The sequence below is a fragment of the Actinoalloteichus hymeniacidonis genome (genome assembly GCF_014203365.1).
Classification (GTDB): Bacteria; Actinomycetota; Actinomycetes; order Mycobacteriales; family Pseudonocardiaceae; genus Actinoalloteichus_A; species Actinoalloteichus_A hymeniacidonis.
Map to the genome: position 1 here is coordinate 3,297,800 of NZ_JACHIS010000001.1, position 15,325 is coordinate 3,313,124.

Genomic DNA, 15,325 nt, shown 5'->3' on the forward strand with positions numbered 1-15,325 from the left:
CCGTCTTCACCCGGAGAGGATCAAGGCCGCCCGTGTACCGGGAACAACGACCGCCACCACGACTACGCGGCCTGGTCCGCTGCCTATGGCAAGCACAAGAACCCACGGCGCGACTGATCATCCCCGACGGGTGCCTCGACCTCATCGTGACCGACGACCGAGTCTTCATCGCGGGCCCCGACACCCGATCCTGGCAGTCCGCCCTGCCACCGAACACGATGATCACCGGCCTGCGCTTCCAACCCGGCCAGGCCACCCGCGCCCTCGGTGTTCCCGCCGATGCGCTGCGAGATCGCCGCGTGGACCTCGCGGAACTCTGGGGAACCCACGGCGCGGCCCTGACCCGCCGATTGCAGGACGACCCCGACGCACTATCCGCGATCATCGCCCACCGACCCATCGCCCGACCCGACCCCGAACTGCGCGAGGTGCTGGCACGCATCGACGCAGGCGCAACACCGGTGTCCTCGGTGATCGCCGAGATCGCGTTGAGCGAGCGGCAACTGCGCCGCCGCTTCACCGCAGCCGTCGGCTACGGCCCCGCCACCTACCGCAGGATCAGCCGACTGCACCGGGCGATCGATCGGGCAAGGCACGCCACGACCACATCCCTGGCCGAGATCGCCGCCGAAGCGGGCTACGCCGACCAGGCCCACCTCAATCGCGACTGCCGGGAACTCACCGGTCGGACACCGGCCACCCTCCTACGACGAGACTGACCCACCCACCACGTCGGGCGCGCAGGCGCCGCTGGAGGTCAGTCGGTCGCCCCGAGCGCCCCGGCCACGATCGCCGTCGCCGCCGCCACCGTCGCCCGGCCCGTCGTGGACTCCGGATCATCCGGCGCGGTGTACACGGCGATCACCCACGGATCGGCCTCCGGCGGCCACACCACGGCGATGTCGTTGATCTCACCCAGCGAGCCCGACCCGGTCTTGTCGCCGACCTGCCAATCGGCGGGCAGCCCCGCCCGGATCTGCTCGTCGCCGGTGGTATTGGCCCGCAGCCACCCGACCAGCAGTTCTCGCCCGGTCTCGTCCAACCCCGCACCCAGCGCGAGCTCCCGAAGATCGACGGCCATCTGCTCCGGCGTCGAGGTGTCCCGTTCGTCCCCTGGCGCACCCACGTTCAGCTCCGGCTCCATCCGATCCACCCGGGTGTGCTCATCGCCGAGTGACCGGCAGAAGTCCGTGACCCCGTCGGGGCCGCCCACCAGCTCCATCAACAGATTCATCGCCGTGTTGTCGCTGACCGTGATCGCCGCATCGCACAAGGCCGACACCGTCATGCCATCCGCGACATGCTGCGCGGTCACCGGCGCATACTCCAGCACCTGCGACTGGTCGTACTGCACGACACGCTCCATCAGCTCCGGCTCCGTGACCCGCAACCGCAGCACCGCGGCCACCGCCAACACCTTCGCAGTCGAGCACAACAGGAACCGCTCCTGCGCGCGATGGCCGATCGAGTTCCCCGAACCGGTGTCCACCGCGTACACCCCGAGCCTGCCCCCGAACTCCGCCTCCAACGCGGCGAGCTCCGCCTCGACCGCAGCCGTGTCCACCGAGGACGGCACCGGCGAAGAAGACCGTCCCGACGGCGACGACACGGACTCCGAGGTCGCCGAACACCCCAGCACGGTCGCACCCACCGCCGACAACCCGCCGATCAACAACACCCGGCGAGCAACTTCCCGTCCCAACACCACGAACACCCTCCTGAAGCGAATACCGACTCCTCGACACTACGTCGCCGCCACCGGAGGAAACCGACAACCGCGACCCGGCGTACCCGTCCGCGAACCCCGGCCGGCTCGCACACCACGGCCAGCCAAGCCGCCCTCGTCGCCACCGGGCGTCGTGCACCGACGCCCCACAGGAGGTGACCCGGATCTCCGGCGCTCGTACAGTCGAAGCAACATCGACTTCGGCGACGAAGACCACCGGCGTCAGGAGGCCCCCATCCGCACCCCAACACCGCTCATCCGTCCCTACCGGACGAGCGACCGCGATGCCGTCTACGACGTCTGCCTACGCACCGCCGACAAGGGCGGCGACGCCACCGGCCTCTACGAGGACCCCGAACTCATCTCGAACGCCTTCGCCGGGCCCTACCTGCACCTCGAACCCGACCTGGCCTTCGTCCTGGACGACGGCCAGCGCGCCGTCGGCTATGTCATCGGCACCGCCGACACCACACGCTTCGCCTCGGCCTTCGCCCGCGAATGGCTTCCGCTGGTCACCCATCGGCACCCGCCTCCGCCACCCCGGCCCAGCACCCCGGACGAGGAGATTCGGGCACTGTTGCACCATCCGGAGCGGATGGTGCACGCCGCGCTGGCCGACTATCCCGCCCATCTCCACATCGACCTACTACCGCAGGCACAGCGGGCCGGGCACGGCCGTGCGCTGATCGCAACCCTGTTCACCGCGCTGCGGGCTCGCGGTGTTGCGCGCGTGCACCTGGGCATGATGCCGGAGAACCGGGCGGCCCGGGCGTTCTACGATCGACTGGGGTTCCGAGAGCTCGTCGTCCCCGGCGAACCGAGGGGCACCTACCTGGGCCGGACCACGGAACTCCCGGTCAGACCGACAGAGACGTCGGCGACCATCCACACCGGCTGACCGAGAGTCACTCGTGGAGGATCAGCCCCCGTTGCGGGGCTGATACCGGGGAATGTCCAGTTTGGGCTTCGGGCTACTCAGCGGCGTGACCGAGTCGAGGAACACCCGCCCCATCACCGAACGAGCCTGCACCACCGGGTGGGTGGCGCCGAAATCGTCCGCGCCCTCGGAACCCCGAGCGAACAACGAGTAGGTCAACACGGGTGCGCCGTCGACATCGAAGATCACGCCCGCTTCATTGCGCCCGTCGGCGAACCAACCCGCCTTCGTCGCCACCCGCAACCGCTCGGCGGAGGACATCTCCCGCCGGATCCCGTCGGTGAACGCCACCGGAGCCCGCAGCGTGTTCAACAGGAACTCGGTGGACTCCGGCGACAGAACACTCCCCGCCACCAAGGCATTCACCAGGTCGTGGGTCTCACGTGGTGTCGTCGTGCCGAGGAAGAAGCGATTCGGATTCTCGACGGGAACCACCTGGGTCTGCGGGAAACCCTTGGCGACCAGGATCTCGTTCAATTCCGCTGCCGGGCACACCAGACCGCATAACCGGACCGAGGTGTTGTCCGACACGGTCAACAACACGGCCAGGGCATGGCCCACGGTCACCAGACTCGGATAGGCGCCATCGAGGTGGAAGATCCCGTCCACATCGTCGACGACGATGTCCGCCGACACCTCCAGCTGCTGGTCGAGGCTGATCAGGCCCCGGTCGACCTTGTCCAGCACGGCGACAGCCACCGCGATCTTGTTCACGCTGTACGCCTCGACCACCTCATCGGCGGCCTCCTCCACGGCGGGCACGGCCGTTCCCGCCGCGTCGACGACCGTGACCAGCGAGTTCCACACCCCGCCCGCCCGAACCGACTCCGTCTGGTACACCTCGGCCACCGCATTGGACGCCGACGCAGCCGAGACCACGCCCCTGGTCTGACGGGCGACGCCTGCTTCCTGAGCGGTCGCGGTCAACGAGGTTCCCCACACCGTGCTCGCCGCCGCGACCGTACCCAGGCCCCAGCTCAACGCAGCCCGACGATTCAGATTCGCTGCCACATCGTTCCTCTCCTCGAAGAAATGATGAGCGAATCCAATCACGAGCGAATTTCACGTACTTCGGCGCCATTGAACCGACTAATCCCCCGAAGAACGACAAACAGCACCCGAAAGTCAATACCTACAATTCGCCCACTGCGGCGACCCTGGACCGCTCCAATTCCAACAACGATTCCTTACGCTTCATGCCACCGCCATACCCCGTCAACGAACCGTTCGCACCGACCACCCGATGACACGGCACGATGATCGAGATCGGGTTCCGCCCGTTCGCCGCCCCCACCGCACGCGACGCCGTCGGCCGACCCAACTGCTCGGCGACCCACCCATACGACACCGTCTCGCCATACGGGATCTCCCGCAACACCGACCACACCTCATGCTGAAACGGCGTGCCCTGCGGCGCCGTCGGCAGATCGAACTCGGTACGCCGCCCCTCGAAGTACTCCGTCAACTGCGCGATGCAATTCGTGAACACCTCGGCGTTCTCCGCACCGAACGTCTCCCACGCAGGCCGATGCCGATGCTCGGCCATGTACACGCCGCACAACGCACCGCCCGCCGCCACCAACGTCATCGGCCCCAACGGGCTCTCCATCACCGTATGCACCCGCTGCACAACCCCGGCCTGCACCATCGTCTGCTCTCTCACCATTCGTTCCATCGACACTTTCCTCACCACCGCCACCTCACACGGTGGTCGACTCCGCACCCGGCAAGACATTGATCGGATGCTCACCCACCCCCCACAGGTGTTGAACCGCATACGCCCGCCACGGACGCCACACCGCCGACCGCTCGACCAACCCCGCCGGACTGACCGGCAGACCCAACTCGCGCGCCGCCGCCCGCACCCCCAGATCCGTCGCCACGAACGCATCGGGATCCCCCAGCGCACGCATGGCGATCGACTCCACCGTCCACGGCCCCAACCCCGGCAACGCCGACAGACCCGCACGCGCCCGATCCCAATCCGCGCCGACATCCAAGGCCAACTCCCCCGACGCCAACACCGACACCAGAGCCGCCAACGCCCGCCGCCGAGCCCGCGGAAACGCCAAGGTCTCCGGATCCACCTCGCACAACGCCGCAGGCTCCGGGAACAACCAACCCAGCCCACCCTCCGAATCCGTCACCGGAGTCCCACAAGAACGCACCAACCGACCGGCATGCGTCCGCGCCGCCGCCGTCGACACCTGCTGCCCGAGCACCGCCCGCACCGCGAACTCCGCGCCATCCACCGCCCGAGGCACCCGCCGCCCAGGCGCGGCAGCCACCAAGGGCGCCAACACCGGATCAGCCGACAACTGCTCGTCCACCGCAACCGGATCGGCATCCAGATCCAACAACCACCGACACCGACTGATCGCCATCGACAGATCCCGCAGATCGGTCAACATCAACCGGGCCACCACATGGCCGGGCCCCGGACGCAACGCCACCACCCCCGGACCATGCGGCAACCGCAACGTTCGCCGATACGCACCGTCGCGCCACTCCTCCACACCCGGCACCGCGGTCGCCACCAGATGCCCGAACAGGTTGTCCGGCCACAACGGCGCCCGAAACGGCAACCGCACCGTCAACGCCCCCGGCACACCCAACGACACACCACCGGCAGCCCGCCGACGCAACTCCGACGGCGACGTGGCAAACACCTCCTGAACCGTGTCGTTGAACGACCGGATACTGCCGAACCCCGCCGACGCCGCCACCTCACCCATCGGCAACGCACTCGTCTCGATCAACACCCGAGCCGCCTGCGCCCGCTGAGCACGCGCCAAAGCCAACGGGCCCGCCCCGACCTCGGCCAACAACGACCGCTCGACCTGCCGCACGCTGTACCCGAGACGAGCCGCCAACCCAGGCACACCGTCCCGATCGACCACCCCGTCGGCGATCAGCCGCATCGCCCGCCCCACCACATCGGCACGCACATTCCAGGCGGGCGAACCCGGCACCGCATCGGGTCGGCAACGCTTACACGCCCGAAACCCCGCCTGCTGGGCCGCCGCCGCCGTCGGCCAGAACCGCATGTGCTCCGCCTTCGGCGGCGGCACCGGACAACTCGGCCTGCAGTAGATACCCGTACTGGTCACCGCGGTGAAGAACCACCCGTCGAACCGCGCGTCCTTGGACCGCACCGCTCGTACACACCGCTCGACGTCCTCATGCACGCCGTAAGCATGCCCGGACCGCACCACCACAGCCGGCAGGAAAACGACATGGCATGTGCACCCGACCCCACTCAAGGTCCGGCGACGCCAAGCCGAGACACGGGCGCGCCGTCATACCAAGCACGGACCCCCGCAGCACCGACCGGGCCGGAATATCCCCCCGGCCCGCCTCGTTGAACCGGAAGTCGATGCGGCGGTGTCCCCCGGGCTCACTACACCGCCGTCGCGGAATACCGGTCCGGCCGGAGCCGCGTTCGGACTCGCGCCGAGAGGCGACCCGCCGCATCGGCCCTCGTCGTGCCGAGCCCACCCCGACCGGCTCGGCACGGCCCAGCCGCCGACGGAACCACTTCCGGCCATGTCAGGCCCGATACAGATACAACTCCGTCGGCTCGGCACTGAACTGCGAGAACGGAAACGGCTCCGCCGACAGCGCCGTCACCCCCGCCCCAAGGAACTCCCGCGCCACCGCACTGCCCGTCTGCGCATAGACGACCAACGGCACACCGCGCTCTCGACACGTCGACAACAGCGCATCGAAAGTGCCGTTACCCAACGTCATCCCCGTCGCCACCACCGCGTCAGCCTCGGCCAACACGGTCGCCATCGAGGCCACCACCGGATCACCCCATGCCGTCGCGGCCAGGTTGAAATCACACGGCAGCGGAACCCCACCGCGCTCCCGGATCGCCGCGACCAGCGGGTTCACCACTCCGATCAAGGCCACCCGAGACCCCGGCTTGATCTCGAGCAAACCCGCGACCGCCGCGTCTCGCGCCGCAGCCCGCGACTCCGGACTCCCCGACGGCAACGTCGTCGACACCGCCGCCTCCGACGACCGATGCGGCCGCACCGCGCCCAGATACGCATCCAAAGCCGCCGTGCGAACAGCGGGACGCCCATCGCTGATCAAAGTGTCCAGCGTCCGACCAGCAACACCCTCGCAGAAGTCGGAATCGACCTCACCAGGCTCGAAGGAACTCGCACCGAAGGCAGCACCGCAGCGCAACACCACATAGTGGTTGAGGTACGTCGTCGGCGAACCGGCCAATCTCGTCGCATGACGCAGCCAGAAACCGCTGGTGGCCGTCAACGCCGATGGCGGCGGCCCCATCTCGCCTGCCAACACCGAATCGGTCAACTCGCCCAGTGTCGTCACACGCCCCGTCATCGTCTCCGCCTCTCATTCCACGACCCGCTCAACGACCCGCACCGCCGCACCGCCCGGTCGGCACGGGCCCCGCCGACGAACCCGCCGCAGCAGGCATCGGCGCGGGCCGCCCCGCCCAGTTCATCGCCGACCAGGGCCGCGCCAACTCCCCCAACGATTCGATCTCCACCGGCTCCAACTTGTCCACGTCATAAGCCTCGGCGTATCTGCTGAAAGCCGAATCGACATACCGATGACCGGTGTCCGGCGCGATGAAGACGGGCCTGCGCGCACCATCGAGTCGATGCTCCCAACGGGCCGCCAAATAGGCGGCCCCGGTCGACAAACCGGCGAATACCGCACTGGAGCGCAACAATCCGACGGCGCCGGACATCGCATAATCGAACGACAGCCAATGAATGCGATCGTACAACTCGTGTCGCACGTTCTCGAATTCGATCGAACTGCCGATTCCAGCGATCAGAATCTCGGCGTCGTCGATGTGCTCGCTGCCGAAGGTGACACTGCCGAACGGCTGCACTCCCACCAACAACACATCCCGGCCCGCAGCCCGAAGCCCGGAGGCTATCGCCCCGGTCGAGGCTCCCGTACCCACCGCACCGACGATGCTCAACGGGCCTGCGGGAACCTCTGCGGCGATCTGCCGCGCGACCTCGGCATATCCCGAGTAGTGCACCGAATCGTGGTACTGCCGCATCCAGTGATAGGACGGATTCTCCCGCAATAACTCGGCGATCCGGTGTACCCGCAGGTTCTGATCCAGCCGGAGACTCGACGAGGGCTGCACCAATTCCACGGTCGCGCCGAGGATCTCCAACTGCACCCGCAGCACCCGGTCCACCGTCGTGGATCCGACGATGTGGCACTGCATCCCGTGGCGGTGACACGCCAGCGCCAACGCATAGGCATAGATTCCACTCGACGAGTCGACCAGTGTGTCGCCCGGACGGACCTGACCGGAATCCAGCAGCGCACGCACCGCACCCAAAGCCGAATAGATCTTCATCGTCTCGAATCGAACACACACCAGATCCGAGTCCACCGAAATCATCGCGGGCCGTTTGACGGCATCCGTGACATGGTCATACATCCGTGCCCCCGAACCAATCAGAACCTTATCGCGGTCAGACACCGGAATGACTGTTCGATCCGCAGCGGCGCGGGCGCCACCCACCGACCGCACACGCGCGGCGGCAACAGGCACTCCCGGTGAGTCGAGCAAGCTCCGCCCGGCCCGGCTCAGGGCAACGGGCGGCGCAGTCGGAAGAAGTAGGTCAGCACCGCGTCATCCCAGGTCTGCACGTGCATGACCTCCACCCGCAGGCCAAGACGTATCGCATAGCCGATCGCGCCACGAAGGTCGGCGGTGTTGGACAGGATCAACACGGCCGACCCGTCGGCGGTCAGCAGATCCCGCTCGACGAGTTGGTCGAGGAACCGATCCACGATCGCCCGGCCCACGCACACGTTGCGGACCACATCGGGCTCGTCGCTGGTACGCAGGCTCACCGCCGGCGGGTTGAAGGTGACGACGTCGAACCGCGTTCCCGGCTCGATCGCATCGAAGAGATCCGAGGTGCGAGCGTCGAACCGGGTCGGCGCGTCGACAGGGGTGAGCCGGACGTAGTGCTCGGCGGCCGTCCGAACGCTGTCTGGGTGGACGTCCAGAACGGCGACCTCCCGCGCTCCCCGTGCGCCCGCGATCACCGCTTCGACGCCGAGCCCCGCACCCATCGCCGCATAGGAGCGGCCGGCCAGCTCGATGGTCCCGTCCAGAAGTCGGTCGTGCATCAGCCTGCTGGTGCCGCCCGGCAGGAACACGCCTGGTGGTACGTCGAAGGTCCATCCGTTGTATTCGTGTCGCCGCCAGGTGTGCACCTCGCTCTTCGCCTGGTTGACCGCGAGGATCTCGGCGCGCGACAGCGTTGCGGGAAGGGCGTGGAACCACTCCGGGGCGCCTGCGGGATCGGCGGTGTGGGCGGCCGTTGCGCGGGACTGCTCGTCCGAGGCGGATCCGTCCGCGCGGCGGGTCACCGGCCATCTCCCCTCGGAAGGGTGCGACGACGATGCACACGGTCCTGAGTGGATCGTGCCGTCCCGTAACCACGCTCCGAATTCATTCGAGTACCGATCGATGCATGACCCGATCATGGCACTAACGAGAACAATTCTCAATAGAGCGGTCGGCCGCAACGGCACTACCTGCGCAGATTTCGGATCTTTGGCATGAATTGGGCGCCGAAGGCGCCTCGATATGGGTTTTGCTCTGGGGTCGACGGGTATTAATTTTGATGGAAACTGAAGTGATGGGGATTTTCAAAGTTTCAGACTCGTGTCGGTGTGGCCGCCCCGCCGAGAGTGGGTGGGGCCGGATACCGTGAACGGTATGGCCGTGCTGCTGCTCATCGACGTTCAACAGAACATGCTCGAACCACCGAAACCGGTCCCGGATGCGGCTGCCGTCGCTCCGACCATCGAGCGGCTACTCGCAGGAGCCCGCGCGCAGGGCGCCGCAGTGGTCCACATTCGCAACAACGGCACGGACGACGACCCCGATGTCCCCGGCACCCCGGGCTGGGAACTGGTCCATCCGCCGAGGCCGGACGAGGAGATCGTCGACAAACACGAACCGGACGCCTTCGAGGGAACCCGGCTGGCCGAGATCCTCGCCGAGCCGACCACGGTGGTCGTCGCAGGCATGCAGAGCGAGTTCTGCATCCGGGCGACCTCGCTCGCCGCAACGCATCGCGGGCACCGGGTCCAGTTGGTGCGGGGAGCGCACGCCACCTACGACGACACGGTCGAAGAGCTACCGGCCCGCACGATCTCCCACGAGGTGGAGCAGGAGCTGCGCGCGGCCGGTGTCGAGCTCGTCGACCCCGCCGAGGTCGCCTTCGCTTGAGGCTGCGGTGGGGCCGCAGGCGAGGATGATCTCGACCGATTGCAACGAACGCCTATCCCCCGGCCGGTTCGGTGTAGTGGTCGGCCACCACCCGCGCCATCGCCTCGGCGGCGTTGGAGGTCAGCGAGGAATGGCTGAAGAACACGTCGCCGCCGACCTCGGGATGTGCCTCGTTCAGGGTCAGATGCTCGCTGAGCTCGGCCGTGTCCCAGGCCGCATTGCTGCCGACCTTGTAGGCGGCCTGTCCGATGTAGAGCCGGACATCGGTACCGGCCACCACATCGGCCCACCAGGGAACCAGGACGGCGTAGTCCGCAGCGGCGTGGCCGATCTCCCAGTAGACCTGGGGACTGATGTAGTCGACCCAGCCCTGCGTGACCCAGCGTCGGGTGTCTGCGAAGATCGCGCTGTAGGACTCCAGGCCGTTGGTGTCCGAACCGGCGGGGTCACTGGAGTCGTTGCGCCAGATACCGAAGGGGCTGACACCGAAGGCGACATCGGGCTTGACCGCCTCGATCCGCTCCCCCATCTCCTGGACGAGCAGGTCGATGTTGTTACGTCGCCAGTCCTCGATGGAATCGAAGTCATCGCCGAACTCGGCGTAGGTGTCCTGGTCCGGGATCGACTCCCCGCTGATCGGGTAGGGATAGAAGTAGTCGTCCCAGTGCGCGCCGTCGATGTCGTAGTTCTCGACCGCGTCCATCATCGCCGTCTGGACGAACTTCCTGACCTCCGGGATGCCCGGGTTGTAGTAGAGCTGACTGCCGTATCGAAAGATCCAGTCCGGGTTGACTCGCGCCGGGTGGTCCGGGGCGAGCTTGCTCGGATCGCTCTGTGTGCTGACCCGGTACGGGTTGAACCAGGCATGGAACTCCAGGCCTCGCGCATGCGCCTCCTCGACGAGGAAGGCCAGCGGGTCGTAGCCGGGGTCGGCGCCCTGCGTACCGGTCAACCACTGCGACCACGGCTCGTGCGGTGAGGGCCAGAACGCATCGGCTGTGGGCCGGATCTGCACGAAGACCGCATTGAGCCGCAGGTCGACGGCCTCGTCGAGCAGGGCGACGTATTCCTGTTGCTGGGTCTCGGCACTGAGCCCGCTACGACTGGGCCAGTCGATGTTGGACACGCTGGACACCCAGGTGCCTCTCAGCTGCGTGCTCTGGCGCGGCGCGGCGTCCTCGGCGCCTGTGTCGTTCTCGACTCGCGGCGTGCCCGCAGCGGCCGAGGTGAGCGACAGCGTCGAGCAGAGCAGCCCGACGGCCGCCGCCAAGGCCACCGCGGAGCGGCCACCGATTCGGTTTCTGGACAGGGGCACCGGGCCTCCCGAGGTCACGTCCGGTTGGCCTCCCCCGCCGGCGAGCACCACTGACAGTGGGAAATTCTCCTCATTCGATCGAATCAGGCAAGATTCTCACCACGATCCCGCCAAGGATCCCCCGTTCGGCCCAGCGGCGTCCACCGTAAAGAGAAGCCGGTGACGGCGCGCGCCCTCGTTGGCATGCCGCACACACGGCAGGCGCGACGAAAACCCGTTGCGCCGCCCGCGATCGGGCGCGGTCGGGGCGGCGACTCCGCGAGTCTCAGGCCGGGCCGTCGTCGTGCTCGCCGTTGGCCGACCGCAGGGTCCGCATCGCCTGGGCGAGGCTTGCCGAGGACTCGGGCCCCAGCGGTTCGATCACGCGGCGCCGCAGGATCTCGGCGCACGCCGCACGCGCCCGAGTGGCCACATCGCGGCCGTGGTCGGTCAGTACGGCGTAGGTGATCCGTCGGTCGGTCGTGCACGGCTCGCGTCGGATCAGGTCGGCTGCGACGAGCCGGTCGGCGACCTTGGTGAAACCGCCACTGGTCAAGGCCGCCTCCCGTGCGAGCCGGGTCATCGGCAGCCGGTTCCTCGGCGAGCGAATGAGTCGGACGAGGATGTCGAAGGACGCCGGGGCCAACCCGAAGCTGTCGGCGATCTCCCCCATCAGCCTGCCCTGGGTGGCGTGATAACCCTCGATGACCAGTCCCCACCAGGTGACCAGTTCGTCGTCCCCCGGCCCCCCATCCGCCGATGCCGCGGTCGTACTCACCGGATGCCCTCCGTTCCCTGTGCGCACGGACACAGCCTAGCGCGCTGAATTCTTTCGCAGATATATCTTCCATGGAAGATGTTATCTCGATAGCATCTTCGGTAGATCATCATCGCCCAGCGCTCGCAGCGGCACCCCCGCAGTTCGGCAATCGACGACGAGGAGTCCAGCACCATGGCGATACAGCCCAGCGGCCTACACCACGTCACCGCGATCGGCTCAGACCCGCAACGCAACGTCGACTTCTACTCCCGCGCGCTGGGTCTGCGGCTGGTGAAGACCACGGTGAACTTCGACAACACCAGCAGCTACCACCTCTACTACGGCGACGAGGCGGGCCGGCCTGGTTCGCTGATGACCTTCTTTCCGTGGCAGGGAGCCCCGAAGGGCCGACTCGGCACCGGGCAGGCGACGGCCACGGCGTTCTCCGTTCCGGAGGGGTCGCTGGGCTGGTGGAGCGACCACCTCGGCAACCTGGGCATCGACGCCGACCCGATCCAGGAACGCGATGGCGAGGAGGTCCTCACCTTCCGCGATCCGGACGGCCTGATCCTGACCCTCGTCGCGCACCCGCAGGGCGACCCGAGGACGCCCTGGGACGACGGGCTGATTCCCGTCGAACGAGCCGTCCGAGGCCTGCACTCCGTCACTCTCTCGGTGGCCGACGAATCGGCGACCTCGGAGCACCTCGTCGACGATCTCGGTCTGCGCTTCGTTCACCGCCACGGAGATCGGCTGCGCTTCGCCGCCGGGGACGGCGGGCCGGGCGCCCTGGTCGATGTGCTCGTCACCCCCACCGCCCCCGAAGGGCTCGTGGCGGCGGGCACCGTGCACCACATCGCCTGGCGGGTCGACGACGAGGCGACCCAGATCCGGTGGCGTGCCGAACTGATGGAACGCGGTTTCTCGGTCACCTCCATCCTCGATCGGCAGTACTTCCGCTCGATCTACTTCCGGGAACCGGGCGGCACCCTGTTGGAGATCGCGACCGACGAGCCCGGTTTCACCGCCGACGAACCGCTGTTGGAACTCGGCAGGGCCCTGCGGCTGCCGCCCTGGTTGGAGCCAGACCGCGAACAGATCGCGGCGACCCTGCCCCGGCTGAACCTTCCCGCCGAGAACAACCCGGAACGACTCGCCGAAGCCGACGCCACGGCCGCGACCGAGGCACCGGCATGACCGACGCCCGCCCCGCGATCAGCGGCGTTCCCCGACAGCGCGAAGGAGCGCAGTGACCGACTCCGGTTCCCCACTCCACCATCGCTTCCACCCCGGCTCCCCCGACGCTCCCGTATTCCTGCTCCTGCACGGCACCGGCGGCGGGCCCGAGGATCTCGTGGAGCCGGCCAGGGCTCTGGATCCGAGGGCTTCGCTGCTGGCGCCGAGCGGGCCGGTCCGAGAACGGGGCGCCGCCCGCTGGTTCCGCAGGCTGGCCGAGGGCGTCTTCGATTTCGCCGACGTCGAGGTCAGGGCGCGGCATCTCGCCGATTTCCTCGATCACGCTCGGGATCGCCACGACTTGGCCGACCGCAGGGTTGTGGCGATCGGTTTCTCCAACGGCGCCAACATCGCCGCCGCCACCGCCCTCCTGCGACCGGACTCGCTGCGGGAAGCGGTGCTGTTCTCGGCGATGATGCCGCTGGCCGCCGATCCCGTGATCGCACTCGCGGACACCCGAATCCTGGCCTCCAACGGCTCGGTGGACCCGTTGGCGCCCGCAGCCGAGGCCGATCGGCTGATCGAGACGCTGCGGGCGAACGGGGCCGAGGTGTCGGTACACCGTCATCCCGGTGGACATCCGATCACCGCGGCCGGGATGGCGGCGGCTCGGGAGTGGTTGACCAAGCCGAACGACGACTGATCGGAGAACACCGTGCGGACCTTCGTCCATGAATCCTCGCCCGGCCGGGTCGTGTTCGGCGCCGATGTCGTCGACCGCGTCGGCGACGAGGTCCGGCGGCTCGGCGGCAATAGGCCGCTGGTGGTCAGCGGCCCCTCCCGACGCTCCGTGGACCGGGTGCGCCGAGGCTTGGATCCGCTGGCGGTCGGCGAGTTCGCCGGCGCGGCGATGCACGCTCCCGTCGAGGTCACCGAGCAGGCGTTGACGGAATTGCGCAGGCACCGGGCCGACTGTGTGGTGAGCATCGGCGGCGGGTCGGCGACCGGGCTGTCCAAGGCGTTGGCAGCGCGAACCGACCTGCCGCAGGTGGTCATCCCGACCACCTACTCCGGCTCCGAGGTCACCTCGGTGCTGGGTGAGACCAGCCAGGGCCGCAAGACCACCCGCTCCTCGCCGATGCTGTTGCCCGAGACGGTGCTGTACGACGTGAATCTCACGCTGGGTCTGCCGGTTGCCGCCTCGGTCACCAGCGCGGTGAATGCGATGGCACACGCCGTGGAGGCACTGTATTCACCGCAGGCCAACGGGCTGGTCGACGCGGTCGCTCTCGCCGCGATCCGCATGATCGGCCCTGGGCTGTCCGGGATCCGCGTCGATCCCCGGGACACCGAGTGCCGGGCCGCCCTGCTGGAGGCAGCGTGGCTGGCGGGGATGACCCTGGCCTCGGCGGGAATGGGTTTGCACCACAAGCTGTGTCACGTACTGGGTGGTTCGTTCGGACTGGCGCACGCCCCGACGCACACCGTGGTGCTGCCGCACGTATTGGCGTACAACTCCCCCGCCATCGGTCGGACGACGGCCCGAATCGCCGACGCGCTGGGAGTCGGCGATGCCGCGGTCGGGTTGGCACACACCATCCGCGATCTGGGCGGACCGGTCAGCCTTCGCGCGCTTGGTCTGCGGGAAGCGGATCTTCCGGAGGTCGCGCGTCGCGCCGTCGCCGCTCCCTATGCCAACCCGAGGCCGGTCGAGCAGGCCCCGTTGGAGGCGCTGCTGCGGATTGCCTGGGAAGGCGGCGATCCTCGGACTCCGTGATCGGCTGCGGGCGGTGTCTTCACGCCGGTCAGGCATTATTTTTAATCGACACTGAAGAGATAGGCACAATCATGCATTCGGCAGCCGGGGGATGACCGTCCGTCATCCGCAGCCGGAAGCCACCCGGTCGGTGGCTCACACGGGTGGAACGGAATGTCTCGAGTTGCCGACCACGCCGACACCCCCAATGCTCCCCAGCGTAGTCAGTTGGCTACGCAAAGTATGAAATGGAGGTCGAGGTGGACGAGCAGGCGACGTCGAAACGCCTTGAACCACCCACGCCGGCACAGCTCGACGGGTCCACCCAGGGCTCGGTCGACGCCGGGCTGGGTGCGAGATCGGCCTCGACGGCCTGAGTACCCCTGTCGGCCCCCGTTGCCTGCGATCGGATGGC

General features: G+C 68.0%; 15 protein-coding genes. 6 read left to right on the forward strand and 9 right to left on the reverse strand.

The annotated features are described in order from the left end of the window. Nucleotides 1-32: 32 nt before the first annotated feature. Nucleotides 33-719, forward strand: coding sequence for a helix-turn-helix domain-containing protein (locus BKA25_RS13425; protein WP_069849390.1), 687 nt, complete (start codon nt 33-35; stop codon nt 717-719). 38 nt (nt 720-757) lie between these two features. Here BKA25_RS13425 and bla read toward each other — a convergent pair whose 3' ends face one another. After that, the gene (bla, locus tag BKA25_RS13430; protein WP_311734475.1) at nt 758-1,705 is read right to left on the reverse strand and encodes a class A beta-lactamase; all 948 of its coding nucleotides are present in this window, start codon (nt 1,703-1,705) and stop codon (nt 758-760) included. Nucleotides 1,706-1,859: 154 nt separating this feature from the next. Here bla and BKA25_RS27855 point away from each other — a divergent pair, with 154 nt between their 5' ends. Continuing rightward, nucleotides 1,860-2,624, forward strand: coding sequence for a GNAT family N-acetyltransferase (locus BKA25_RS27855; protein WP_236750832.1), 765 nt, complete (start codon nt 1,860-1,862; stop codon nt 2,622-2,624). A gap of 21 nt (nt 2,625-2,645) precedes the next feature. Here BKA25_RS27855 and BKA25_RS13440 read toward each other — a convergent pair whose 3' ends face one another. The 6 genes from BKA25_RS13440 to BKA25_RS13465 form a co-directional block, all read right to left on the reverse strand. Continuing rightward, nucleotides 2,646-3,674, reverse strand: coding sequence for a serine hydrolase (locus BKA25_RS13440; protein ID WP_157421066.1), 1,029 nt, complete (start codon nt 3,672-3,674; stop codon nt 2,646-2,648). Between the two features lie 121 nt (nt 3,675-3,795). After that, nucleotides 3,796-4,338 (reverse strand): methylated-DNA--[protein]-cysteine S-methyltransferase, encoded by a 543-nt coding sequence (locus BKA25_RS13445; protein WP_236750830.1) that lies wholly within the window; start codon nt 4,336-4,338, stop codon nt 3,796-3,798. Between the two features lie 25 nt (nt 4,339-4,363). After that, the gene (locus tag BKA25_RS13450) at nt 4,364-5,851 is read right to left on the reverse strand and encodes an AlkA N-terminal domain-containing protein (protein ID WP_069853674.1); all 1,488 of its coding nucleotides are present in this window, start codon (nt 5,849-5,851) and stop codon (nt 4,364-4,366) included. 361 nt (nt 5,852-6,212) lie between these two features. After that, nucleotides 6,213-7,022: a Rossmann-like domain-containing protein gene (locus BKA25_RS13455; RefSeq protein ID WP_069849388.1), complete on the reverse strand. Its 810-nt coding sequence runs from the start codon at nt 7,020-7,022 to the stop codon at nt 6,213-6,215. 28 nt (nt 7,023-7,050) lie between these two features. Next, on the reverse strand, nt 7,051-8,112 hold the full coding sequence (locus tag BKA25_RS13460) for a pyridoxal-phosphate dependent enzyme (RefSeq protein ID WP_069849386.1): 1,062 nt from the start codon (nt 8,110-8,112) through the stop codon (nt 7,051-7,053). Nucleotides 8,113-8,261: 149 nt separating this feature from the next. After that, entirely contained in the window at nt 8,262-9,056 is a 795-nt protein-coding gene (locus tag BKA25_RS13465) for a class I SAM-dependent methyltransferase (protein WP_236750828.1), read from the reverse strand. 352 nt (nt 9,057-9,408) lie between these two features. On the opposite strand from BKA25_RS13465, the gene BKA25_RS13470 reads away from it, so the two are divergent. Continuing rightward, entirely contained in the window at nt 9,409-9,924 is a 516-nt protein-coding gene (locus BKA25_RS13470) for an isochorismatase family protein (RefSeq protein ID WP_069853672.1), read from the forward strand. Between the two features lie 52 nt (nt 9,925-9,976). Here BKA25_RS13470 and BKA25_RS13475 read toward each other — a convergent pair whose 3' ends face one another. Both BKA25_RS13475 and BKA25_RS13480 read right to left on the reverse strand, forming a co-directional pair. After that, on the reverse strand, nt 9,977-11,239 hold the full coding sequence (locus BKA25_RS13475; RefSeq protein ID WP_069853671.1) for a glycoside hydrolase family 10-like protein: 1,263 nt from the start codon (nt 11,237-11,239) through the stop codon (nt 9,977-9,979). Between the two features lie 265 nt (nt 11,240-11,504). Continuing rightward, a complete protein-coding gene (locus BKA25_RS13480; protein ID WP_069849385.1) occupies nt 11,505-11,996 on the reverse strand; it encodes a MarR family winged helix-turn-helix transcriptional regulator in 492 nt (163 codons plus the stop codon). Between the two features lie 174 nt (nt 11,997-12,170). Here BKA25_RS13480 and BKA25_RS13485 point away from each other — a divergent pair, with 174 nt between their 5' ends. Genes BKA25_RS13485 through BKA25_RS13495 form a run of 3 tightly spaced genes read left to right on the forward strand, consistent with a single transcriptional unit; the run spans nt 12,171 to nt 14,931 of the window. Next, nucleotides 12,171-13,175, forward strand: coding sequence for a ring-cleaving dioxygenase (locus BKA25_RS13485; protein ID WP_069849383.1), 1,005 nt, complete (start codon nt 12,171-12,173; stop codon nt 13,173-13,175). Nucleotides 13,176-13,227: 52 nt separating this feature from the next. Continuing rightward, nucleotides 13,228-13,857, forward strand: a complete 630-nt coding sequence (locus BKA25_RS13490) for an alpha/beta hydrolase (RefSeq protein ID WP_069849381.1) — start codon at nt 13,228-13,230, stop codon at nt 13,855-13,857. Between the two features lie 12 nt (nt 13,858-13,869). After that, nucleotides 13,870-14,931 (forward strand): maleylacetate reductase, encoded by a 1,062-nt coding sequence (locus BKA25_RS13495; protein ID WP_069849379.1) that lies wholly within the window; start codon nt 13,870-13,872, stop codon nt 14,929-14,931. Nucleotides 14,932-15,325 lie beyond the last annotated feature (394 nt).

Bases quoted from the DNA above. Each gene is read 5' to 3' on its own strand.
- BKA25_RS13445 (WP_236750830.1), bottom strand. From the start codon at position 4,338: ATGGAACGAATGGTGAGAGAGCAGACGATGGTGCAGGCCGGGGTTGTG.
- BKA25_RS13455 (WP_069849388.1), bottom strand. From the start codon at position 7,022: ATGACGGGGCGTGTGACGACACTGGGCGAGTTGACCGATTCGGTGTTG.
- BKA25_RS13460 (WP_069849386.1), bottom strand. From the start codon at position 8,112: ATGTATGACCATGTCACGGATGCCGTCAAACGGCCCGCGATGATTTCG.
- BKA25_RS13470 (WP_069853672.1), top strand. From the start codon at position 9,409: ATGGCCGTGCTGCTGCTCATCGACGTTCAACAGAACATGCTCGAACCA.
- BKA25_RS13485 (WP_069849383.1), top strand. From the start codon at position 12,171: ATGGCGATACAGCCCAGCGGCCTACACCACGTCACCGCGATCGGCTCA.